This window comes from Microcoleus sp. B9-D4, assembly GCF_036705105.1.
Classification (GTDB): domain Bacteria; phylum Cyanobacteriota; class Cyanobacteriia; order Cyanobacteriales; family Microcoleaceae; genus Microcoleus.
In genome coordinates this window covers 1-23,038 of sequence record NZ_JAUBTS010000085.1, presented here as the reverse complement: position 1 = coordinate 23,038, position 23,038 = coordinate 1, and the positions used below count along the sequence as shown (strand labels likewise).

Genomic DNA, 23,038 nt, shown 5'->3' with positions numbered 1-23,038 from the left:
GGCAATTTCTGCTGGCTCCCGCCCCTGTCCAGCAGCTATCACACTCACTGCTTTACGCAAAGCATGACCCAATAGATTATATGTATCTTCAACTTTGCTGCCTCCCCATAACGGCGACGAATCTAAAGCCGCTTTGAGTTGAGATGAGCCAAACCCACCTTTTTGTTTGGCAATCTCTACGGTGCGGTCAATTAAACGTTGGTCCAGTTCTTTTTTAATTAACCCTCTTTTGTCACTCTCGTGGTAGTATAAGCAGTGACACACCCCAAAAGCATTGCCAGTCCTATGGTAGAGCCTCGTAAACCAGTACCCACAGTCAAATTTATAGATGAATACTGTCAAATTTATCAAAACATATTTCCAGAAGTTAGGAGCTTTGAAGCTTTTAAGTACTTACATGTCGGTATGATATCGGACATAAAACGCAAAACACTACCATCAAGAGCGAAAGTTATAGGGCTAGATAATCATCAAGCATTACACCATTTTTTAACACAATCACCTTGGGATGTAAAAGAATTAAGTCAGAAACGATTAGAATTAATATTATATGTACTTCAAGGGCGCCCAATATTACTAATAATTGATGATACCGGAGATAAAAAAAAGGGGGATGCGACTGATTATGTAAAACGACAGTACATTGGAAATTTAGGTAAAACAGATAATGGTATCGTTGCAGTTACAGCGTATGGTGTTTTATCTGGCCTGACTTTTCCTCTATTATTTGAAGTTTATAAACCGAGAGAAAGACTGCAACCCGGAGATGAATATCTAACTAAACCTGAAATTGCCGCAAAAATGATCAAACAATTGCGTGCGATGGGATTTAAATTTAATCGGGTCCTAGCAGATAGTTTATACGGAGAGAGTAGTAAAAATTTTATTCAAATACTAGAAGAATTGAATCTAAATTTTATTGTGGCAATTCGCTCTAACCACAAAGCATAGGGAGTTACAGACACGAAAGTCAAATATTCAAAGTGGCAAAGATTCAAACGTGTCTTCTCAGATTTAAGCTCGGAAGACAGATATATAAGAGAGATTATTTGTGGTGATAATCCGGAAATTAAATATTGGCAAATCACAACTGATAAAGAGGAGCTGCCCAAAAACACTACTTGGTATGTAATGAGTAAATTTCCCAACATTACACCCAGAGAAGTAGGTAATTTTTATGGTTTAAGAACTTGGGTAGAATATGGTTTGAAGCAAAGTAAAAACGAATTAGGATGGGCAGATTTTCGCTTAACTAATTATTCACAAATAGAAAAATGGTGGGAAATTATTTTTAGCGCTTATTTGATGGTTAGTCTCCACTCTGAACAACTGCTAAAATTACCACCACAATCTGAATCTAATTTTTCATCACATCCAGGGTGGGAGCGAGGAAAGGGGTGGAAAAATATTCTTAACAACCTCCGTTTAATAATTCAACCATTTGTACTATTTAACTTTATTAAACCTTGGCTTCAAGTTTTTACTGTTCCTAAGTTATCCGAGGGCTTTTTAAAACTTCAAATGCTTGTCAATAATTTAAGTCGTTCAATTTTTCCAAACCTCAATATCCCTTATTTCCACTTTTCCTCTGCGTAGAGTGACAAAAGAGGGTTAAGCCCTTTCTGAATCTCACCAAAGTGGCTTTGCCCAAAGGCGGACTTTCACACTTGAGACAATCGAGAACTAACTGCCAACGTTGATCCATCAGCCTTTCTTCAATTACTTCATCATCAGAAATGCCTAAGTAGGCTTGCAGAATAATTGCCAAGGCAATTTTTGCAGGAGGAACTGGGCTATGACCCACGGTGCTATCTTTAAAGATTGTAGCAAGTTCTTCTTGAAACTCATCATTAAATATCAATGAACGGTTGAGCCCTTAGAAACGTGAAGAGCTTGGCTCGTTTAATGCGTTTGATAATCAACGATTCTCTTTCTGAGAGTTCAATTGGAGGATGCCATAAGTGAGGGCGCATAAGGTTTCTTCCTTCTTCCTGATTGTGAGAATTTAACAGGCTTCTCAATTCACATATCATTTTCCGTCTGTTTTGTCAAGGTCGCATACTGAACCGATGCTCTAGATTTAGGGCGATCGAGAAGTGTTGCCTTATTTTGAGGAATTTTTCTGACTTTAAAAACATCCGGAATAAGATTATTGCTCGGTGAATAAGACCTATATCAAGCGTGAGCCTGCACAATACTTTTTAAATTCCCTCCTCTATCGGTAGTGATGATATTCGATTTTTTACTACAAAAAGAGAGTTGATTTATACAATGGTAGACAATATGAAACCTTCTCTTCCTCAAGAGGACCCGAACCAAGAACAGCGCAAAGATTCCTTGAATCGTCAGCAACAAGTTTATCAGTTTGACTATGAGAGTTTATCACCTTTGGCATTATTGAAAGATGTGCCCGCAGTCGAGAACTTTTCGAGCAAATATCTTGCAGAACGGATATTAGCAACATCGGAACTTCCGGCAAATATGCTGGCAGCCGATTCGAGAACTTTTCTCGATCCTCTCGACGAACTCCAAGACTATGAAGACTTTTTTACTGTGCTGCCGCTACCTGGAGTTGCCAAAATTTACCAAACCGATCGCTCTTTTGCAGAACAGCGCCTGTCTGGAGTAAATCCGATGGTGCTTCGCCTCTTAAATGCCAGCGATCCTCGGGCAGAAACACTGAGGGGTCTTTCCAGTTTGCACCCATTATTCGATCTGCACCAAGAGTTGCAGCAAAAAAACATTTACATTGCCGATTACACCGGTACTGACGAACACTATCGCGCGCCTGCTCTCGTTGGAGGCGGAACCTATGAAAAAGGCAGAAAATACTTGCCGAAACCACGGGCTTTTTTCGCTTGGCGGTGGACTGGAGTCCGCGATCGCGGTGAAATGACACCTATTGCCATTCAACTAGATCCCAACCCAGATAGCCATGTCTACACCCCATTCGATCCTCCTGTCGATTGGCTGTTTGCGAAACTCTGCGTGCAAGTAGCAGATGCTAATCACCATGAAATGAGTTCGCATTTAGGTCGAACTCATCTGGTGATGGAACCAATTGCGATCGTCACCGCCCGACAGTTGGCTAAAAATCACCCGCTTAGCATGCTGCTGAAACCGCACTTTCGCTTTATGTTGACCAACAACGATCTGGCACGTTCTCGATTGATCAATCCCGGCGGGCCTGTTGATGAATTGCTAGGCGGTACCTTGGCGGAGACAATGGAACTGACTAGAGAAGCGTGCAGTACATGGAGTCTCGATCAATTTGCCTTACCCGCTGAACTGAAAAATCGGGGAATGGATGACCCCAATCAACTGCCTCACTATCCTTACCGAGATGATGGATTGTTGCTTTGGGATGCGATTGAAACCTTTGTATCGGGCTATCTTAAATTCTTTTACCCGACGAATCAGGCGATCGTACAAGATGTGGAACTGCAAACCTGGGCTCAAGAATTAGCGTCTGATAACGGCGGTAAAGTCAAAGGAATGCCAGACCACATCGACACAGTTGAACAATTAATTGCAATTGTCACAACTGTAATTTTTACCTGTGGCCCACAGCATTCTGCAGTCAATTTTCCCCAGTATGAATACATGAGTTTTGCAGCTAATATGCCTTTGGCCGCCTACCGGGACATTCCTAGGATTACCGCTTCGGGTAATCTAGAAGTGATTACGGAAAAGGACATTTTACGGTTGCTTCCTCCGTACAAACGAGCGGCCAATCAACTGCAAATTCTGTTTATTTTGTCAGCTTATCGATATGACCGTTTGGGTTATTACGATAAATCTTTCCGAGAACTCTACCGGATGAGCTTCGACGAAGTTTTTGCGGGAACCCCGATCCAACTTTTAGCCAGACAGTTCCAGCAAAATTTGAATATGGCAGAACAAAGGATTGACGCCAACAATCAAAAACGAGTAATTCCTTACATGGCTCTCAAGCCTTCGTTGGTGCTAAATAGCATCAGTATGTAGGAGTGTATTTTTGGAGAGTAGGGGTTGGGCGAGACACCCAACCCCTACTCCCCAAAAGAAAATTCCTTTGCCCCTTCTCAGCTTTTTTTGTCTTCAGCGATCGAGCAATTCACGGACAATATACCAGACGAATCAGTGAAGGTAACTTCATCTTGATAATTCCGGGGTGTTTCCAGCAGCAAGCGTCAAGCGTCGCCAGCATCGATTAAATTCATGCGATCAGGATAGTGAATTTTCAACAACTCTTGCACCATAATATCGCGATTACTAATAATACAAATAAATAGAATTATCTTTCTGAATCAACCCGTGGGAATATTTTGGATGTAGAACTCTAAGCCTGACGGGCTGGTTATCCCGTCAGGTGAAATTGCTCGTTAGCGTCGGTTTCTAGTTGTAGTCTGGGGGACACTTGTGAGCGTAACGGGTGTATTTAGCTATGGCAAAGGTGTTACAGCAGAATTCTCAAGAGGGCAATTTACCGAAGTTTCCCCTAAATAATCAGTTAAGGTGACTTCATCTTTGTAATGCCGAGGAGTTTTCATTAACAATTGCCAAGCTTCACCAGCATCCAGTAAATTCATCCGCCCAGGATAGTGAATTTGGATCAACTCTTGAACCAAAGGGTAATAGTCTGAGTTAAGACTAGGGAAAATATGATGCTCCGTGTGATATGAAAAATTGAAATGCAACAAATCAACTATTTTGGGAACCCGTATTGAAAGACTATTAATCAGCGGGTCATTAACACTCGTCATCCGACAAATCAGGTGATTTGTGTAGATATAAAACATTGCAACTGTATGACCGATTGCTAAGGGTAGCAAGTACCCAAGAACGATTTTTAGCGCATGAAACTCTAAATAGAATAAAATGCTAAAATGCAGGCATAAAACCGCAAACAACTCAAGAGCAATTTTTAATCTATCTTTCTGACTGACTGTGAATGCAGCGGGCACATAATCCACAATTTTATTATTAAACAATAGGCTCGACGAGAGGTGGCAAAATTGATGAAATAACCACGATGCTGGAAGTCCTACTATTAATAACCAAGATGGATTATCAATCGCTGGCGCAAAGAAATTATGAATCCATTTTCCCCAACTATTCGGCTGGTGGTAAAGGTAATTGCGATCCGGATCTTCTAGATAATTTGTTTGACTGTGATGTACAATGTTATGAACATATTTCCACTGAGTAGAAGGCATAAACATCATTGCAAACCCTAGAAAACTAATTATATGATAAGTCATACGAGACTTTTTATTGACGCTACCGTGCATGAAATCATGGGCGAAAAATCCCATAGTTACTATACTATTACCCATAATTAAAGATAAAGGTAAATAAAGCCATAGAAGATAGATGGGCCACTGATCTAGACAATCGGCAATCCCCCAACCCAGTAGCAAAATGGCCATATTAATGAACAGTATAACCAACTTGCTAGAATCTGGTTTAAAGGCTTCTGATGGCAGGATTGGGCGCAATTTCTTAGCGTATAGTGAGTGTGGAATTAGCGTTTCTTTGCCTAAAGTCGGCGTTGCAGTCTTGTCTACAGTATTGAGTGATTTTTCGGATTTCATGTGATCGCTAAGAGTATTTTCATGTGAGTTAATAAGTTTCTAAATTTAATTAGATCCCGTACCCGATTTTAGATTGAACCCACACATAAATCCGGCGGCTTATTGTTAGGATGCGGAGATTTTATCGGTCTCCACTGCGGCTATCCTGGAGCTTGCGATCAAATTGCTTTAGATCAAGGCTGCCTGATTGTTCTACCCAGATATTATTGTATCCTATAAAAATATTTTTGGAACAACTATTAAAGGCTTACGCATCGATAATAGTCTCCCACTGTTGACTTTGGTTTAATCCCAATAACCAATTCTAAATAACTTATAAGATTAAAAAAGCCCGTTTCCCTGAACAATTTCTTTAATTGTCGTCAGCGTATCTAACCCGATCAATCCCCGGCGATAACCTTTTTGGTTGGACATTCCCAAAAATATCGCATCTCCCCGATTTTGATAGCGCCAAAACCGAGGTGAGGCATTAATAAAAGTTGAGGCGCTGTTAACATCCAGAGCAAATTGGCGACTTTCTAAGTAAGATTCAGTGGCAATGCAGTCAGCGTGGCCACTGCTGTAGCGGTTGATCCAGCCGATCGCAATTTCTAAACTATCGACAACTTTAAACGCTATGGTTTTGTTTAAATACGGTTGAGTCCACTCGTATGGTTCCGCCAGCTTCAACTCTGGGAAATCTGCGACAAGATCCGCATCGGCGCTAATTTGAAAGCCTTTTTCTTTTAAACTGTTCCAAAGCCTGACTAAGGAAGAAGGCTTTTGGTTGCGATCGATCAGCACTTTCTCGATCGCATTAACAGGATCGGGCACGCTTTGATGGCTGTCCAAAATCATCCACCTTGCCATCTCCAAACTACCAGTCGGCGACCAATAAAGGTAACAATTTCCCATTGCCGACCTCAAAACTGGTGCTGTACACAGCCTAACTACCTGCTGCACCAAACTTGGCCTGCCGTAGGGAATAATTAAATTGAGATATTGGTCTTGAGTGACCAATTCTCTGATCGAAGCGCCCCGATCCGGCGGCAGTACCTGCAAACATCCCGATGGCAAACCTACCTCATCGATCGCCGACACCAAAGCTTCCCCAATTACAGCATTAGTTTGCCAGCTTTCGCTGCCGCCTTTAAGAATCAAACTGTTAGCGCTTTTGAGAGACAAACCCGCGGCGATCGCCCCCAACTCTGGAAACGCCTCGTAAATTAGAGCGATCGCCCCCAGTGGCAGCGACTGACAGTAAACCTGACAGCGATCGACCTGATAAGAAGCATTGATCACCCTACCGATCGGATCTGGCATTTCCCCCAACCGTTGCAGAATTTGCACAGTTGTCTTGATCCGTTCCGGCGTCAGCTTCAACCACTCCACAATCAACTCGGGAATCGCCATGTCCCGACTCGCTTCTAGATCCAGAGTATTTGCTTCTAAAATATCATTTTGCCGGCGTTTCAGCGAGCCCGCCATCGCCTGCAAAGCTGCAGCGCGATCGGCACTCTTTGTCGTAGCCAACTCCAAAGAAGCTTGATAAGCGCGACGCGCGACATTTGCGGCATCTGATGAATGGGTAAAATCCTCTATTATCATCTAGCTAACGCCTATAAGCCAGCCATACCATCAGCGCCGGCAGCATTGCTAGCAGCACGGCGACCATTGCCCACAGAATAATATTCGGGCCCGGCGAGTGTAGCGCCAAGGGCAACCAAATCACTAGCGGCACCAATATCATACCCAAAGCCAGTGGCAAGTAATGGGCCTTCAAACCCGGATGCGCTCTGTTCCACTGGTGGCCCGTCCACCGCCAAGCCTGCTTGTAAGGATAGTTCGTTGATAGTTGCTCGATCACGTATCCACTTTCGTCCAATACAAATATTTGTTGACAGCGGTTGCAGCCAAAGGCTTCTGTCAACGTTATGGGAACTAGACGACCCCGGCGTCGGCAAGGACAGGGGTACTCATCGTTTAAGTCAATCTTTGGAGCTTTTTGAGATGGCACTAGCGATCGGATAAAAAAAGCGTTTTTGCAAAAATAATCGTTAACATATCCACTTAATCCAACTTGTCAATTCCGCCAAAGCGAGACTTTCAACTGCCTGTTCCGAGATATCGCCCGAGCGGCAATTTTGACTTGCAAGTTCTGCATTCAATCTTACCACTAACTTAGGTATTTTCAACCATCATTAGGAGTATACCGAAAACTTTCTTTATCTACTTTCCGGTTTCCTTGATTTTTTTTATCTTCTAAAGCGGGTGACGCGATTCGAACGCGCGACATTCACCTTGGCAAGGTGACGCTCTACCACTGAGCTACACCCGCATTTCCTGCGGTATTAACAATATTGTCTCAATTCTCGAAATTTGTCAAGTCTTTTTAGTAAGTTTTTTTCACAAATCCCGTAAACCCCCCGAAACCCACTCCCCACCTGGAATTTCAGCAGCCCGATCATTAACCAAATCAGTAATTGCCGTGAAAATTGACCGCCATCGGCCCACGGCAAAGCTACAATCAAGCTGGAATTGTGGGAGAACACTGTCATGTCAGATTTAAATCGCGGAATCATGAAGTTCAAGGGAGCTGACAGTCCTATAGCGATCGCCATTTCGGCGATTGTCATTGCCGGCGGAATCGGCTTCTTGATCTGGTGGGCGTTGCAATCAGCCTACACCTTCAGCTAACAGACTACTCAAACGTAAAACTTATAAGGCATTGCTCAGAAGGCAGAATTTAAGAAAAATTCTGTCTTTTGCATGTTTTTGCCCTTAGTCTTGAATTTATTGCCCAGGAATGCGGATCGATTGCTGACGATCAAATGATTGCCATAAATCACCCGATCGGGCGAGTCGCTAGCATGAGCCGAGATGACTTCCCGATCAACTACTTTTGTAGTACACTTGTAAACAAAGGGCGCCGAGAGCGCAATTTTAGATGCAAGTGTTTGCAAGGGTTGTATCTCAACACAAATTTATGGCAAGCTTTCAGGACATCTTCAAATACTACAGTCGCTACTGGAAAAGCTCAGTTTACAGCATAGGCGCATCCAGCGTTTTGGCACTAGCCGATTTGCTTGTACCCTACGCGATCGGTCAAATATTAAACGTATTGTCGGGTCAACCTACAGATACACTAACCCAAAAACTCATAACAGCGATCGCCTCTGTTACCCAGCACTCACCCAACAAAATATTATCGCTATCCGTCTTGCTGGGCATAATTTTTGTGGTAACAGTAGCCAAAGCACCGATCGAACCTTGGGTAGGAAATTGGTTTCACTGGGCGATACCATTGAGGGCGAGGCGCGATCGAATGAGAAGTGCGATCTGCAAAATCCTCACCTTACCCCTAGAATTCTACGACGAAAACAACGCCGGACGGATTGCCAGCCGCATTGCCAAAGGCATCGCCAACCATACTTGGACTTACCCAGAAATTGCCGGCGAATTCATCCCCGAAGTCGTCCGCTTAATCGGCATTTTTGCCGTTATCTGCTTAATTGAGTGGCGGATTGGCTTATTAATTTTGGTTTCATTCCTATTTATCCTCAGTTTCACCCTCAAAGGCCTGCAACAGGTGACTACGCGGGAAGAAATTCTCGATGAATACATCGAAGATACCGAAAGCCGCAACTCGGAAATTATCACCAACATCAAAACAGTCAAAGCTTTTGCCACAGAAAGCGATGAACTCAAAAGGCAAACCACCAGACTCGATCGCGAATTAAAAGTCGTGATCCACCGCATTCACAAAGGATACGTCACCCTGGGGACATACCAGCAGACGATCGTCCAGTTGTGTTTGTTTTCAGTTCTTGGTTTTAACCTAGCAGCCACGGTTGCAGGCAAAATTTCCATCGGATATTTTGTTACCGTTTACACGTTGGCAAGCATGGCATATTCCCAACTGCGTCCGATTAGCATTATCGCCGAATCATTGGCGCGGCGTTATTCTTCAATGATCCGGTTCCACGAGTTTATGCAAACGCCCGACGGTGTTGATGCGGTTAATTTAGCAGAAAATGCTCGATCGGCACAGCCACCTTATAAATTTACCGGCAAAGTTGAGTTCAGCGGTTTGACATTCGGGTACGACAGTCAAAAACCCGTTTTGCAAGATGTGAATTTATTGATTCATCCCCGTCAAACTGTAGCATTAGTCGGGCGATCGGGTTCCGGGAAATCGACTTTAGTTAAACTTCTGTTTCGCTACTTTGAACCCAACTCCGGCCGCATTCTGATCGACGGCGAAGACATTTGCAGCTTAGACGTGACTCGCTACCGCCAGCGTTTAGCCATTGTCCACCAAGAAGTAGACGTTTTTAACGGTACTTTGCTGGAAAATTTGACTTACGGAAACCGAAATGCAACTTTCGAGCAAGTTGAGGATGCTTGTCGCATCGCCAAAGTAGACGATTTTGTGCGGCTGTTGCCCCAAGGTTACTATACCGTGGTCGGGGAGAGAGGAATGCGGTTGTCCGGCGGTCAGCGGCAGCGGTTGGGGATTGCGAGGGCGCTCTTGGTGGAACCGGATGTGTTAATTTTTGATGAGGCTACTTCTAGTTTGGACTATGAAAGCGAGCGATCGATCCAGATAGCCATGCGAAATATCCTCGGTACGCGCACCACCATCATTATTGCCCACAGACTGAGTACAATTCGCGAAGCCGATGCGATCGTCGTACTCGACGGCGGTAGAATCGTCGAAGTTGGCAGCCACGAAGAACTTTTGAGTCAACAAGGTATTTACCGCCGCCTGCACTCCCTGCAAGAAACCGGGGAATTAGTGAATTAGGGATTTCCTCTTAGTCTAGACTTAGGGTGTTCCGGGCGGGCACCCAGCCTAGACGTAGCAATGCACACCGTGAACAGTGTTCCATTTTCCTGTCTGCCGCTAACTAACTTATGTGTTCTCAACTTAATGATTAGAGTTTTAAATATAATGTTGCAAATAAAGATTCTGGTGCTAGGATGTATAACTGTGATGGAAATGGGTCGATGCCCGAGCGGTTAATGGGGGCGGACTGTAAATCCGCTGGCTACGCCTACGCTAGTTCAAATCTAGCTCGGCCCACCTCAATTTAATAAAAAGTTAAAATTTAAGAATTAAAAATTAATTTTTTAATTGGAGATTCTTAATTTTTTATGCCCGTGTAACTCAGTGGTAGAGTACCTCCTTGGTAAGGAGGAAGTCACGAGTTCAAATCTCGTCACGGGCTTTCTATTTTCTGCTATATCCATCAAGGGTTTCACGTTTATCGAACAGCAAGAAGGTTAGTTTTCCGCTGAACTTTCGTGCTGATGGGTTTTCTAATATGTCCAAAACGACTTCCATCTCTGCCAAGTTGGCCCTCGACTTTTTGCGTCTGGTCTTCAACTGGTTGATAAAGTCGGCTGGCTATGGAAATTCTGCGACTCCCCACAAGAAAACTTATTCTTTGTGGAACAGGCCGAAAAGCCTGTTCTTGAGAATGGTGTAACATCTCAGTTCCAAGCGACTTTAGCTATGAGACTGGGGTTTCACCCCCGGCGGACACTGCCACAAACCGATCACAATATTGTACCCATATCCAAATCCCCGACTTGTTCAATAAATCGTGAATCTAATCATCCTCATCCAATCCCAGTGGCACAAAATATTGACTATAAACTACACTATCCGGCTCCCAAAGAGGCCGCCAATAAATATTTTGCATCACCGCCTTCTCCCCATCATCATCAGCAGGCCACTGAAAACTGACGATCGCAATATTGCTATATCCCACAATCTCATCACCCTCTTGCAGCCAACGATTGCGCCACAACAGCGCTATAAAATTCCACAACCTACGCAGGAATGACAATTGTTTATTTTTATGAGATCGATCTGACGCAGTTCCCTTTTCTAGCAGCAAAAATACCCGAGCTCTTTGCCGTTTAATCCAGTCAATCCGATAGCCCCAGTCAGGCAGAGATTGTCTATTCCTGACAGCAGCAGCCATAGCTTTCTTTCTGCTACTCCTGGGAATTTTCATTAATTCCAGCGGCTCATTCCATCCCAAACATTCGTGCGATCGCTCAGGAAACAGCGACTTAATCTTAGTATGAATTAAATGCGTTTTCCACTCCTCATTGATCAAAGCACTAGCAGTCAACTGCGCCAACACAGAATATTGACAATTTGACCGATAATTCTCCCTCGTCAAAGGCTCAATATTCGGCCGAGAATCGCCAAAATGACAATCAGACCAATAACTCAGCCGCACAGCAGCAGCATAGTGAATATCCCCGCTCAACACAATCACCCGATCGCGGTGCTTAAAAAACTCCGACAACAGCTTTACAAAAGCTAACTCATGAAAATTCCAAGCATCCCCCGCATCACTATTAAAAACCTTCCCCTGTTCCACATCCCACTTTTGCACCGCATCAATAATCCACAAACCCACCAAATTAGTCGGGACAACCACCAGTGTCGCCTCAATATCAAACTCCCCTGTTTTATTCAGCAAATCAGTCTCCCTCAAAGGTTTCTGAATTTGCTCCTCAAAACCTTTGTGAGTCAAAAGCATCGGTGGATCGATCGCACTTTTCACCGGATACCCCCGCCAATTCCGCGTATCCAGCACAATCACCTCGTGCTTAAAACTTCTCACAGTAAAATGCCAATTCAAAACCTCATTTACACCATCGTCATCTCGATCCAAAATAAAAACATCTTCATCTAATTTCAACTTAGGCAAATGAGTTTTTGGGTCGAGTCCGGGAATGCCCAAATAGGAAGCCGCCTCCTCCCAAGCAGAAACATCAGTCCCCGCCGAAGCAGACCATTTTTCAGCAGCCTGGAATAATTTATCTCCCGGTTTTTCGCGATCGAACTGTGCGGGCGTATTTCCCCAAGCCTGAAACACAGCGTAAGCCAGCAAAGCATTCTGCACCACCCGCCGGCCCAGCGGCTTCCCCAGCACCCGGTAACACCACTCTCGATTCAAATAAAAATCGTCGCTAACATCATGGTCGTCGCAAATCATATAACTAGGAATATTTGCTAGCGCCCTCCTCACCCTCCACAAATTGCGAGCAAAACCGTTAAGTTCAACAACTTCTCTATCCCAGACTTTTGCCTGCTTAGAATTTGGACAAATATCCTTACCCTTCGGAAAACTCGTACACCAGAGTACCGGCGACCAAACTAACAAATACATCGCATAATATTCGCCCAAGCTAAACAAGTGACTTTTAGCATTGTTGGGTTTATTCACCAACATCGCCGTAAAGCCGCCAAAATCTCTGGCAATATCGCTGCGAGTCCCCGGCTGTAACTCAATTGGTTTTTTGGACTGATACTCAGCATCAGACGGTTTCTGAATTGGCGACTCTCTAAAAATTTCCCTCTCTTGGCCAAGTGCAGTTTCGTTTTCCGAATTTTTAGGTATACTGATACACAAATTCTTTTTTATTTGGGCATCATCCATCAGGGGTAGACTTTCTTCCCAGCCCAACAGTGTATCGCCAGCGTCAGTCAAGGCCCACAACATGGCATCGGCAACGTCGTCGCCGTAAATTTGGTCGCCCGTTAAAAACAGTTGGTGGGGCCTGCTATTTGCCGTTCCTGCAAACTGTTCGATCGAATTATCCAAGATTGGCAGCGCATCTCTGCCGTCTCCGTGGGGCTTGCGACAAGAACCGTGAACGATACGCAAATAGTTTAAATCCTGTGGCGGCAGGGCAAAAGTGGGCAACTGGTGAGCGAAATAACTAATCGTCTCCGGCCCCAAAGCCGATAAATCTGGGGCGGCAGGCCAAAGGCAAGAAATGAGATTTTCTGTCTCATTTTCTGGGACTGCACCCGCCGACGGCGACTCGCTACTCCCAGTAAACTTGATGTCATAAGCATAAATTTGCCCAGATGTCAAGAGGTTGCTATTAATTGGTTTAGCAGTCACCGCGACTACGTGCAGGTATTTGCCGAGCTGCACGGTAGAGCTCGCACCTTGGAGCAAGGGCCGATCGACAATTTCGCCGGTTCCGCCCTCTGTCGAATAAACCTTGAGTTCGACTTGGCGGGGTGCTTTCAGAGCCACCCAAACTGTCACGGCCCGACTTTCAGTCCGGCGCAAAATCGGGCCCGCAAGGATAAGCGGCAAGTGATGAATTCGATGACTTAAGGGAGTCCACGACATAGGATTTAAAAAATAAAAATTAAATAAGAGTGTTCTAGCAATCAGATTTTAGGCGATCAAGCATCTGTCACCCGCTTAATTAATGCTAAGTCTGCCAACCCCAGTCTCAAAAATTGTAACAATTCATTAACTAAAATTAATAATCATGCTACAAGAAGAACAATTACAGCATTTCCTAGATTCAGCCCCGCAGTTGTCGGTAATTAAATCATCAGAACCCGCTGGACGCCCCAACAGCCGACAGCTCTACTCGTCACCTTTAGATCGGGCGATCAACCGCCACCCCCTCACCGTGGCTCCAGAAACCCCGATCGCCCAGGTGTTGGCTCTCATGAACCCGATGCGCGTCTCATGTCAGCTTTGTGGCGAAAAACAAAACGCTGTTGCTAGCGCAGCCAAGCGCAGTTGCGTCTTAGTCGTGGAAGATCATCGGCCCATCGGCATTTTTACAGAACGGGATATCGTCAAGCTAACTACCGTCGCAGCTTGTACAGTCGGACTGACAATTGCTGACGTAATGACTCGATCGCCCATTACCCTCAAAAAATCCGAGTCTCCAGATATTTTCACAGCTATGTTCACCTTACGCCAGCACCAGATCCGGCATTTGCCCGTAGTGGACGACGACTCGCGACTTCTCGGTATCATCACCCGCGAAGCCATCCACGAAGCCCTGCAACCAATTAACTTGCTAACCAATTTGCGCTGTGCAGCAGATGTCATGACGAAAGAAGTCATTTGGGCCCCAAAAACTGCCTCAGCCCTCGATTTAGCCCAGCTCATGGTCAAGCATCGAGTTAGTTCCGTCGTCATTGTCGAAGAGCCAATCCCGCATCCAGAGCAGCCGATCGCACCAACACAAAATTATCAAATTCCGATCGGCATTGTCACCGAGCGCGACATCGTGCAGTTTCACGCCCTCGAATTAAACCTCTCGGAAATCCCGGCAGCAAGGGCCATGAGTGCGCCTTTATTTTGCATATCTCCGGCCGATTCTCTCTGGAGTGTCCACCAGTCCATGCAGCGCCACTGCGTCCGCCGTTTGGTAGTAGTTGGCAGCCAGGGAGAACTTTTGGGTGTTGTTTCTGAGACAAGTTTGCCACAAGTTTTTAACCAATCTGAAATGTATGGGACGATCGAGCTGTTGCAACAAGCAGTGGACGATAGAGCCACCCAATTGCAGAAAGCCAACGAACTTTTGCAGCAAGAAATTTTAGAGCGGCAGCGGGCCCAAGAAGCCCTGCGCCAAGCTCACGACGACTTAAAAAAACAAGTTGAAGAACGCACCGCTCAACTTTTAGAATCAAATGAATTGTTGAGACGGGATATTATCAAGCGCCAGCGAGTCGAAGAAGTCCTGCGGCGAAAGCAAACTTGCTTGAAAAATCAAGCGCAGCAATTAGAGCAAACTGTGCGAAAGTTGCAGCAAACTCAAACTCAATTAGTGCAAACCGAAAAAATGTCTTCTTTGGGACAAATGATTGCCGGTATCGCTCACGAAATTAACAATCCTGTTAATTTTATCTACGGCAACCTTTCCCACGCCAGCCACTACATCAAAGAATTGCTCCAACTTTTGGAACTTTACCAGCAGCACTATCCCGAACCAGCCTCGGAAATTCGGGAAGCAGCCGCAGAGATGGAAGTCGATTTTTTGGTAGAAGACTTATCTAAGCTAGTGTCTTCTATGCAAGTAGGAACCGAGCGCATCCGCCAAATAGTTGTGTCGATGCGTAATTTTTCCAGATCCGATCAATCTAACATCCAGCTCGTTGACATTCACGAGGGACTTGAAACCACTTTGTTGATTTTGCAGCACCGGCTCAAAGCCCACGGAGCACATCCAACTATTAACATTATTAAAGAATACGGCAATTTGCCCAACATCGAGTGCTGTGCCGGTCAGATCAATCAGGTGTTCATGAATATTATCGGCAATGCTATTGATGCTTTGGATGAAGAAATCCAGCAAGGGGAATGGGCGGCGAGAAATGCGAAAAATTCACCCGCGTCAAATCCTAATTCTCCATTGACTGTTCCCACAATTAAAATTCGTACTGAAGTTGTTGGGGACGATTTTGTGGCGATCCGCATTTCCGACAACGGGCGGGGCATACCGGAGGAGATTCGTCGCCAATTATTTGACCCGTTTTTTACTACCAAACCAGTCGGCAAGGGCACTGGGTTGGGACTGTCGATTTCTTACCATTTAGTTGTCGAACAGCACGGGGGGCGACTCGACTGCGTTTCGGAAGCTGGACGGGGCACTGAATTTGCGATCGAGATTCCGATCGTCAGTTGTCATTAGTCAGCAGCCATACGATTTTAGATTTTAGATTTTAGATTTTAGATTGAAGAATTGGAAATGACAGAGGAAGCTCGTGGTTTGGAGCACGGGCCTACAGTTGCATTCTTTTTTTTAACTGGTATCAGTAGTCATTGGGAAAAAATAATATTCTCCCAATCTCCAACTCTCCAACTCTCCCCCCTCCTCCTCTCCCCCTCCCCCACTCTCCCACTCCCCACCATTTCCTAAAAATTCACAATTTTTTACAAAACACCAGAAACCCCAGCAAAGTCAATCTTTCCCAATCTAAAATCTCAAATCTCAAATCTCAAATCCCATAAATTTGCCCTCCCCTGACCCCACTGATCCGAACTCACTTCGAGTTTGCCTCATCCACTAGCGCCTTTATGACCGTTCCAGTTACCCGCACAAGCCATCAACTGCCTGCATCCTAGCCCCAAAGCCAAAAGCCCAGATTGTTTGAGAAGTTAATTTTTGTTTTATTTTTGTACCTCTTTATATTAAGAAAGTATTCTAAAATCAATTTAAAATCTAAAAATAATCTAAAAATAGATTTTTATATCAAAAAACCAGTTAAGATTCCCAAAGATGCAAAATAAACAAATTTACTAGCATTTTCATTTAGACGCCCCCTTTCTTTTCATCGCAAGTTAGCTAATAATGCTTTCAACGAGGTGACTAAGGGCAGAGTCCAAAATGGGTCTAACCCAAAGACGGATACAAGCCCCAAACAAAAGTCGTCGAGATCGAAAATTTTAGTTAGAGAGAAGCTCCAGATTCATCTGTGGAGTCCATTCTTTAATCTCAAATCTGAAATCTCAAATCGACTGACAGTAAGGGAATTGCAATTGGGCTATGGCAATTGGGCTATGGCAATTGGGCGATCGAAAAAAAGCATCAAAACCCAGCCCTCATCGTTTTGATAGAAACCTATAGGAGAACCAAGAGTGAAACTAGCAGTTTACGGAAAAGGTGGAATTGGTAAATCGACAACAAGCTGCAACATCTCCGTTGCCCTAGCCAAGCGCGGCAAGAAAGTTTTGCAAATCGGTTGCGATCCAAAGCACGACAGCACATTTACCCTCACTGGCTTCTTGATCCCCACAATTATTGACACCCTTCAGCAAAAGGACTATCACTACGAAGACGTTTGGCCCGAAGATGTCATATACAAAGGCTACGGCGGCGTTGACTGCGTAGAAGCAGGGGGCCCTCCCGCAGGAGCTGGCTGCGGTGGCTATGTAGTCGGTGAAACCGTCAAACTGCTCAAAGAACTCAATGCCTTCGACGAATACGACATCATCCTGTTCGACGTACTCGGTGACGTAGTGTGCGGCGGTTTTGCAGCCCCATTGAACTACGCCGATTACTGCATGATTGTTACCGACAACGGGTTCGACGCTTTATTTGCAGCCAACCGCATCGCCGCCTCAGTCCGCGAAAAAGCCCGCACTCACCCGTTGCGGCTCGCTGGTTTAATTGGCAACCGCACCTCAAAGCGCGACTTGATCGACAAGTACATTGACTCTGTACCCATGCCGGTGCTGGAAGTGCTGCCCCTGATTGAAGACATCCGAGTTTCTCGCGTCAAAGGCAAAACATTGTTTGAGATGGCCGAAAGCGATCCTTCCCTCAACTATGTCTGCGATTACTACCTCAACATCGCTGACCAAATTTTGGCAATGCCCGAAGGAGTAGTGCCCAACGACACGCCCGATCGCGAATTATTCGCCTTACTTTCAGATTTTTATCTAAATCCAGTGCAACCGGTGGTCAAGAAGGAGGAAGATGAGCTAGACCTGATGATGGTTTAATAGGTCTAGCGATCAGGATGAGGATAAAGAGGTTATGGCTTTTTTTGATACTTTTTCAGTTGCTCTCAAACAGAAGTGGTTGGACTACTACCAGGTAAATCGGGCTTGGCTGCTCCTGCACATGACGGCTGAGAACACGGTCGCCACACCCGACGGCGGGAAAAGGCCTGTTTCTTACCTCATCCTGGGAATTGCGGCTGCCCTGGAGCCGGAACTCCAGCAATTAATGCTGCCCTTCTCAAAACTCAAGCCGGATGCAGACAGCCTGATCGAAGTGTTGGGGCTAAATTTTGACCCGGACATCGCGCTGGGTATGCCCTCAAATATCGCGCCGCAGACGATCGGCACATCTCCAACACCCGCAGCCGCTCAAACTGCCACTGCTGCACCCGCAGCCGCTCAAACTGCCACTGCTGCACCCGCAGCCGCTCAAACTGCCACTGCTGCACCCGCAGCCAAATCTAAGAAATTGGGCGGTGCAGCCTTAGCAGCAGCCGGAGTAGTCGCCGGAGTCGCCGGAGTCGCCGGTCTGGCAGCAGCAGCGTCAGCAATGAGCTCCGAGGAGGAATCCTTCGATGAGTTTGAGGAAGAAGCGGTCTCCGACTTCGACATGGGCGATGACGAGGAAGAAGCGGTCTCCGACTTCGACATGGGCGATGACGAGGAAGAAGCCTCGGCTTTGGACGGTCTCGGTCTCGAAGACGATGAGGAAGACGCCGTATCTGACTTTGATATGGGCGACGATGAGGAAGACGCCGTATCTGACTTTGATATGGGTGACGATGAGGAAGATGAAGCCTTGGCTTTGGGCGGTCTCGACCTCGGCGATGATGACGAGGAAGATGAAGCCTTGGCTTTGGGCGGTCTCGACCTCGGCGATGATGACGAGGAAGATGAAGCCTCACAATTTGGGACTTTGACCTCTGGAGATCTCGAATCGGGGATTTCCGATCCGTTTGGGGAAGAAGATGCAGAGTTTGTCGCCGAAGAAATACCCGATCCTTTTGGGACAGCGACCTCAGATGACCTAGATATGGATCTGGGCGACTTGGACGATGACGGTATTGACGATTTCTCTGTATCTGATGACGATGACCTCGACGATCTCGGACTCGACGATCTGGGGGAAGCAACTACCGGAGATCCAGATGAAGATGATTTAGATGCTCTAGATCTCGGTGATTTGGATTCCGACGATGAAGATGAAGAAATTTCCGGCTTTTTATCTGATTTTAAGTGAGGTTGTTGCGATCGCCCGCATCTGTTCTAGTCTTAATGTTTCCCGCTCTATTTGTGAGTTGTGGGTTGCGAGTTGTTAATTTTTAATTAGCTCCAACTCACAACTGCCAAAAGGCTTTTTGCCGCGAGGGAGTTGAAGAACACTAAATCCCTGCTGTGAGGGATTGTATGCCCTCGCGCAGAATTTTTTAGCCAAAATTTTGGATGCTGCGGCTGCTGCAGAAATATTGAGTGGGCTGCATCTATTTTTCAGAGGAATTAGCCCAAAAATAGGTATTTCTATTTATTGTTCGCTGTGCGTCGCGATCGCACAAAACAGGTATTTTATCGCCGCTGCCCTGTTCGCGTTCGAGAGGAAAAACAACCTATTCCTCTGGTGGGCGATCGCACCGAGACGATCGCAAAATCCAGGTGTTTCCTCGCTCCGCCGCAAGTCCTGTTCGAGACGAAAAACAATTTAAAGGGAGAACATTTGAAATATGACTGCTATTACTACTAATGAACCGGAAGCTTTAAACTTTGAATGCGAAACAGGCAATTATCACACCTTTTGTCCGATTAGCTGCGTAGCTTGGCTTTATCAAAAAATTGAAGATAGCTTTTTCTTGGTCATCGGTACTAAGACTTGCGGCTATTTCTTGCAAAACGCAATGGGCGTGATGATTTTTGCTGAGCCTCGCTATGCGATGGCTGAGTTGGAAGAAGGTGATATTTCCGCTCAGTTAAACGATTATGATGAGTTGAAGCGGCTGTGTTTGCAAATTAAGCGCGATCGTAACCCCAGCGTCATTGTTTGGATCGGCACTTGCACCACCGAAATCATCAAAATGGACTTGGAAGGCTTGGCGCCCAAACTCGAAGCCGAAATTGGCATTCCCATCGTCACAGCCCGCGCTAACGGCTTGGATTACGCTTTTACTCAAGGGGAAGATACCGTTTTAGCAGCGATGGCTGCTAAATGTCCTGACAAAGCTCCTGTTGTAGAAGCTCAGAAGCAAGAAAGAAATGCTATCTCTCAACTGCTGAATTTCGGCAAGAAAAAAGACGAAGTTGCAGCAGATGAATCGGAATATGTCAAGCACACGCCACTGGTACTTTTCGGTTCTTTGCCCGATCCGGTTGTCACTCAGCTAACCTTAGAATTGAAGAAGCAAGGAATCAAAGTTTCCGGTTGGCTTCCTTCCAAGCGCTACACAGAATTGCCTGTCTTGGAAGAAGGTTATTATGTATCGGGCATGAATCCGTTCTTGTCGCGCACAGCTTCTACGTTGATGCGCCGCCGCAAGTGTAAGCTAATTGGTGCGCCATTCCCGATCGGCCCTGACGGAACTCGCGCTTGGATTGAGAAGATTTGCTCAGTGTTGGGAATTGAACCAAAAGGTTTGGACGAACGGGAAGCGCAAATTTGGGCTGGTTTGGAAGATTACCTGCAAATAATTCGCGGCAAATCAGTCTTCTTTATGGGCGACAATTTGCTAGAGATTTCTTTAGCACGTTTCTTGATTCGCTGCGGCATGACTTGCCCGGAAATTGGCATTCCTTACATGGACAAGCGCTATCAGGCGGCCGAATTAGCTTTGTTAGAAAAGACTTGTCACGAGATGGGAGTTCCTACTCCTCGGATTGTGGAAAAACCGGACAATTACAATCAGTTGCAGCGGATTTACGAGCAGAATATTGACTTGGTGATTACTGGTATGGCTCACGCTAATCCTTTGGAAGCGCGGGGGATTAATACTAAGTGGTCTGTTGAGTTTACTTTTGCTCAGATTCACGGCTTTGGTAATGCGCGGGATATTTTGGAGTTGGTGACTCGTCCGCTGCGCCGGAATAATTCGCTGAAGGATTTGGGTTGGGGTAATTTGGTGAAGAATGAAGCGAAGGTTTAATTTTTGAACTTCACCGGACTCCTAGCGAGGGTGGGCAATGCCCGCCCTTGTTTATTAGAATAGTACAAGCATCTGTAAAACTTCATGGGCAAGTTAGGAAAGCTGGTAGAACAATTTTTAGCAAATCCACCAGAAGTGCGCTTTGACGATGTGTGCTATATTCTAACAGCTTTTGGGTTTGAAGAAAAGCGATCGAAAGGAAGTCACCATACTTTCCGAAATGCTGATGGATTAAAAATTACAGTTTCTAAAAAAGGTGGTAAAAAGGTAAAAGGAGTATACGTCAAGCAAATTGTTGTGCTATTAAAACTGGAGGAATGGAGCGATGAATCAGAAGACGAAAGTCAAGCTTAAATCTCTAGACTATTACTTGAGTCTTAAATATCCTATCAGTTTTTATCCAGAATCCGAAGGTTATACAGCTATAATCAAAGACCTTCCTGGCTGTATGTCTCAGGGTGAAACTTTATCGGAAGCGATGGAGAATATTCAGGAAGCTAGGGAATTATGGATAGAAACAGCTTATGAGTGTGAAGATGAGATTCCTTTACCGACAACGGAAGTTGAGTATAGCGGAAGTCTATCTTTACAAATTCCTAAATCTCTACATTTGAGTTTAGCAGAAAAAGCGGAAATGGAAGGAGTTAGTCTTGACCAGTACATTCTGGTTGTGTTAAGTAAAGCAGGTTAAAAGATAATCAGATAAGAACGATGGAGTTTGAGGGAGGGTTAAAGGGCGATCGCTCTTTTATTTTTTTATGAACCGCCAAAGCGCAAAAGGTGTAGAATCAGGAGGGGAAGAGAGCGATCGCCTCATCTCGAACTTCTAGCATATTGAGTTTTTACATATTGTCTTACTACAGGCCCAAGAGTGAAAACTATTCCTTTATTTAGTGCTTCTTTTTTAATCAAAGAACGTCGCCCTAAAGATTGTACTGCATCGAGTAAATCAGTCGGAAATATTTGTATTTGCTCTAGTAATTTTGAGATAGAAACTGACTCAGACTCATTGGCAAGGACAGACATTACCTGTTTTTCTAAATCTGACAAGCGGTTAAACTCTTGATGCAATCTACATTTCAAATCTTCACCCAAAAACAGCGGAGAGTATTGCCAGAATTCAGAAACGCTGCCATTAAAGAAATCTTGAATCGCTGTAGCAACTAAATTTAACCATAAGGGATTGCCTTGGTAGTAGTCAATCAGTATTTCCCATTTTTCGTCTTCAACTAAACCTTGATCTTTGAGAATTTCCTGTGCAGCTTGCGACTCTAAACCTTGCAGTTGCATAGACCTACAAGGTCGGTTTTTGCCTTCTAATTCTGTAATTTCTCTAGGTTTGTCCCAACCGAGCAGGACTAAACAACTATTATGATATAATTCTCCTACTCGCCTGAATTGTAAGCCATAATCCTCATATCCAGTTTGGTAGTGACCCGCTAATTTTCCGCTGCTGAAAATCATCTGCACGTCATCCAGAACGAGCAGACATCGATACTTTTGCAAATATTCCATTGACTGGGATAGTAAACCGTCTAAGCTTAGCGCTAAAAACTTTCCCTCGCTTTTCTCTGCAAAAGGGGGGTGGGCGTGCTGGTTAGATAGGAATTGAAGCAGATTTGCCTGAATTCCTGCCAGAGGTGGTGAAAATTGCAGACTTCGCCAAATAACGCAGTCAAATTTATCTTTAATCTGTTCTACTAACTGCACTGCTAAAGCTGTTTTGCCAATACCGCCCATCCCTAATAGTGTCACTAAGCGACAGCGTTCCTGCACGATCCATTTTTTTAGCGTAGTTAGTTCCTCAGTGCGTCCGTAGAAAGGAGAGATATCAGGTGCTTCCCCTAAATTTGGGTGTGAGGTAGCGGTAAATTCTGGAGAAAAAGATAAGACGCGGGCATCCTTATAAGCTACAGAGATATCGCTGTCTAGCTGTTGACATTCTAATAGTTCTAAGGATTGCAAACTTTTTGCTTGGCTGTTAAGCTGATACGCAGCTAGATTGTATAATATAAATATAAGATAAGCGATCATTAGTTATAATGTATGCCAGCAAAAA

16 protein-coding genes, 3 tRNA genes and 2 pseudogenes are annotated in these 23,038 nt (G+C 45.0%); 13 read left to right on the top strand and 8 right to left on the bottom strand.

Annotated features, from left to right (window positions below):
* Positions 1–264, bottom strand: a pseudogene (locus QUB24_RS30300) (hypothetical protein); the annotation flags it as partial.
* A 21-nt stretch (positions 265–285) separates the two neighbouring features.
* Here QUB24_RS30300 and QUB24_RS30295 point away from each other — a divergent pair.
* Positions 286–1,596: pseudogene (locus QUB24_RS30295) on the top strand (IS701 family transposase).
* Here the strand turns inward: QUB24_RS30295 and QUB24_RS33710 are convergent.
* The gene (locus tag QUB24_RS33710; RefSeq protein ID WP_445300447.1) at positions 1,562–1,804 is read right to left on the bottom strand and encodes a transposase; all 243 of its coding nucleotides are present in this window, start codon (positions 1,802–1,804) and stop codon (positions 1,562–1,564) included. The pseudogene QUB24_RS30295 and the gene QUB24_RS33710 overlap by 35 nt on opposite strands.
* Positions 1,805–2,283: 479 nt before the next feature.
* On the opposite strand from QUB24_RS33710, the gene QUB24_RS30285 reads away from it, so the two are divergent.
* A complete protein-coding gene (locus QUB24_RS30285) occupies positions 2,284–3,987 on the top strand; it encodes a lipoxygenase family protein (protein ID WP_333157279.1) in 1,704 nt (567 codons plus the stop codon).
* A 437-nt stretch (positions 3,988–4,424) separates the two neighbouring features.
* Here QUB24_RS30285 and QUB24_RS30280 read toward each other — a convergent pair whose 3' ends face one another.
* From QUB24_RS30280 to QUB24_RS30265, 4 genes are all read right to left on the bottom strand, one after another.
* Positions 4,425–5,576, bottom strand: a complete 1,152-nt coding sequence (locus tag QUB24_RS30280) for a fatty acid desaturase (protein ID WP_333157278.1) — start codon at positions 5,574–5,576, stop codon at positions 4,425–4,427.
* A 321-nt stretch (positions 5,577–5,897) separates the two neighbouring features.
* Positions 5,898–7,163: a glutamate-5-semialdehyde dehydrogenase gene (locus tag QUB24_RS30275; protein ID WP_333157277.1), complete on the bottom strand. Its 1,266-nt coding sequence runs from the start codon at positions 7,161–7,163 to the stop codon at positions 5,898–5,900.
* A gap of 4 nt (positions 7,164–7,167) precedes the next feature.
* Positions 7,168–7,572 carry a hypothetical protein gene (locus QUB24_RS30270; protein WP_333105204.1) on the bottom strand — a complete coding sequence of 135 codons (405 nt, stop codon included), beginning with the start codon at positions 7,570–7,572 and terminating at the stop codon, positions 7,168–7,170.
* Positions 7,573–7,821: 249 nt separating this feature from the next.
* Positions 7,822–7,893 (bottom strand) — tRNA-Gly (locus tag QUB24_RS30265).
* Between the two features lie 218 nt (positions 7,894–8,111).
* Here QUB24_RS30265 and QUB24_RS30260 point away from each other — a divergent pair.
* The 4 genes from QUB24_RS30260 to QUB24_RS30245 all read left to right on the top strand — a co-directional run bounded on the left by QUB24_RS30260 (position 8,112) and on the right by QUB24_RS30245 (position 10,786).
* The gene (locus tag QUB24_RS30260; RefSeq protein ID WP_172188980.1) at positions 8,112–8,252 is read left to right on the top strand and encodes a hypothetical protein; all 141 of its coding nucleotides are present in this window, start codon (positions 8,112–8,114) and stop codon (positions 8,250–8,252) included.
* A gap of 289 nt (positions 8,253–8,541) precedes the next feature.
* A complete protein-coding gene (locus QUB24_RS30255) occupies positions 8,542–10,362 on the top strand; it encodes an ABC transporter ATP-binding protein (RefSeq protein WP_333157276.1) in 1,821 nt (606 codons plus the stop codon).
* A 197-nt stretch (positions 10,363–10,559) separates the two neighbouring features.
* Positions 10,560–10,641 (top strand) — tRNA-Tyr (locus QUB24_RS30250).
* 73 nt (positions 10,642–10,714) lie between these two features.
* A tRNA-Thr gene (locus QUB24_RS30245) sits at positions 10,715–10,786 on the top strand.
* Positions 10,787–11,170: 384 nt separating this feature from the next.
* Here the strand turns inward: QUB24_RS30245 and QUB24_RS30240 are convergent.
* The gene (locus tag QUB24_RS30240) at positions 11,171–13,729 is read right to left on the bottom strand and encodes a PhoD-like phosphatase (RefSeq protein ID WP_333157275.1); all 2,559 of its coding nucleotides are present in this window, start codon (positions 13,727–13,729) and stop codon (positions 11,171–11,173) included.
* A gap of 145 nt (positions 13,730–13,874) precedes the next feature.
* Between QUB24_RS30240 and QUB24_RS30235 the strand changes: the two genes are divergently transcribed.
* From QUB24_RS30235 to QUB24_RS30205, 7 genes are all read left to right on the top strand, one after another.
* Positions 13,875–16,037 (top strand): CBS domain-containing protein, encoded by a 2,163-nt coding sequence (locus QUB24_RS30235; protein WP_333157274.1) that lies wholly within the window; start codon positions 13,875–13,877, stop codon positions 16,035–16,037.
* A 947-nt stretch (positions 16,038–16,984) separates the two neighbouring features.
* Positions 16,985–17,851: a ferredoxin:protochlorophyllide reductase (ATP-dependent) iron-sulfur ATP-binding protein gene (gene bchL, locus QUB24_RS30230; protein ID WP_006634709.1), complete on the top strand. Its 867-nt coding sequence runs from the start codon at positions 16,985–16,987 to the stop codon at positions 17,849–17,851.
* Between the two features lie 34 nt (positions 17,852–17,885).
* Positions 17,886–19,091: a DUF5331 domain-containing protein gene (locus tag QUB24_RS30225; protein ID WP_333157273.1), complete on the top strand. Its 1,206-nt coding sequence runs from the start codon at positions 17,886–17,888 to the stop codon at positions 19,089–19,091.
* A gap of 294 nt (positions 19,092–19,385) precedes the next feature.
* Complete coding sequence (locus QUB24_RS30220) at positions 19,386–19,589, top strand: hypothetical protein (RefSeq protein ID WP_333157272.1); 204 nt, start codon at positions 19,386–19,388, stop codon at positions 19,587–19,589.
* Positions 19,570–20,979 carry a ferredoxin:protochlorophyllide reductase (ATP-dependent) subunit N gene (locus QUB24_RS30215; RefSeq protein ID WP_333157271.1) on the top strand — a complete coding sequence of 470 codons (1,410 nt, stop codon included), beginning with the start codon at positions 19,570–19,572 and terminating at the stop codon, positions 20,977–20,979. The genes QUB24_RS30220 and QUB24_RS30215 overlap by 20 nt, the downstream gene beginning before the upstream one ends.
* Positions 20,980–21,063: 84 nt before the next feature.
* Positions 21,064–21,333, top strand: a complete 270-nt coding sequence (locus tag QUB24_RS30210; RefSeq protein ID WP_015178525.1) for a type II toxin-antitoxin system HicA family toxin — start codon at positions 21,064–21,066, stop codon at positions 21,331–21,333.
* Positions 21,305–21,670: a type II toxin-antitoxin system HicB family antitoxin gene (locus tag QUB24_RS30205; RefSeq protein WP_333157270.1), complete on the top strand. Its 366-nt coding sequence runs from the start codon at positions 21,305–21,307 to the stop codon at positions 21,668–21,670. The genes QUB24_RS30210 and QUB24_RS30205 overlap by 29 nt, the downstream gene beginning before the upstream one ends.
* A 122-nt stretch (positions 21,671–21,792) precedes the next feature.
* On the opposite strand, the gene QUB24_RS30200 is transcribed toward QUB24_RS30205, so the two are convergent.
* Positions 21,793–23,013, bottom strand: coding sequence for an NB-ARC domain-containing protein (locus QUB24_RS30200; RefSeq protein WP_333157269.1), 1,221 nt, complete (start codon positions 23,011–23,013; stop codon positions 21,793–21,795).
* Positions 23,014–23,038: the final 25 nt, after the last annotated feature.

Coding starts and splice junctions, on each gene's coding strand:
- QUB24_RS30285 (WP_333157279.1), top strand. CDS start 2,284: ATGAAACCTTCTCTTCCTCAAGAGGACCCGAACCAAGAACAGCGCAAA.
- QUB24_RS30280 (WP_333157278.1), bottom strand. CDS start 5,576: ATGAAATCCGAAAAATCACTCAATACTGTAGACAAGACTGCAACGCCG.
- QUB24_RS30275 (WP_333157277.1), bottom strand. CDS start 7,163: ATGATAATAGAGGATTTTACCCATTCATCAGATGCCGCAAATGTCGCG.
- QUB24_RS30260 (WP_172188980.1), top strand. CDS start 8,112: ATGTCAGATTTAAATCGCGGAATCATGAAGTTCAAGGGAGCTGACAGT.
- QUB24_RS30255 (WP_333157276.1), top strand. CDS start 8,542: ATGGCAAGCTTTCAGGACATCTTCAAATACTACAGTCGCTACTGGAAA.
- QUB24_RS30240 (WP_333157275.1), bottom strand. CDS start 13,729: ATGTCGTGGACTCCCTTAAGTCATCGAATTCATCACTTGCCGCTTATC.
- QUB24_RS30235 (WP_333157274.1), top strand. CDS start 13,875: ATGCTACAAGAAGAACAATTACAGCATTTCCTAGATTCAGCCCCGCAG.
- QUB24_RS30225 (WP_333157273.1), top strand. CDS start 17,886: ATGGCTTTTTTTGATACTTTTTCAGTTGCTCTCAAACAGAAGTGGTTG.
- QUB24_RS30215 (WP_333157271.1), top strand. CDS start 19,570: ATGACTGCTATTACTACTAATGAACCGGAAGCTTTAAACTTTGAATGC.
- QUB24_RS30210 (WP_015178525.1), top strand. CDS start 21,064: ATGGGCAAGTTAGGAAAGCTGGTAGAACAATTTTTAGCAAATCCACCA.
- QUB24_RS30205 (WP_333157270.1), top strand. CDS start 21,305: ATGAATCAGAAGACGAAAGTCAAGCTTAAATCTCTAGACTATTACTTG.
- QUB24_RS30200 (WP_333157269.1), bottom strand. CDS start 23,013: ATGATCGCTTATCTTATATTTATATTATACAATCTAGCTGCGTATCAG.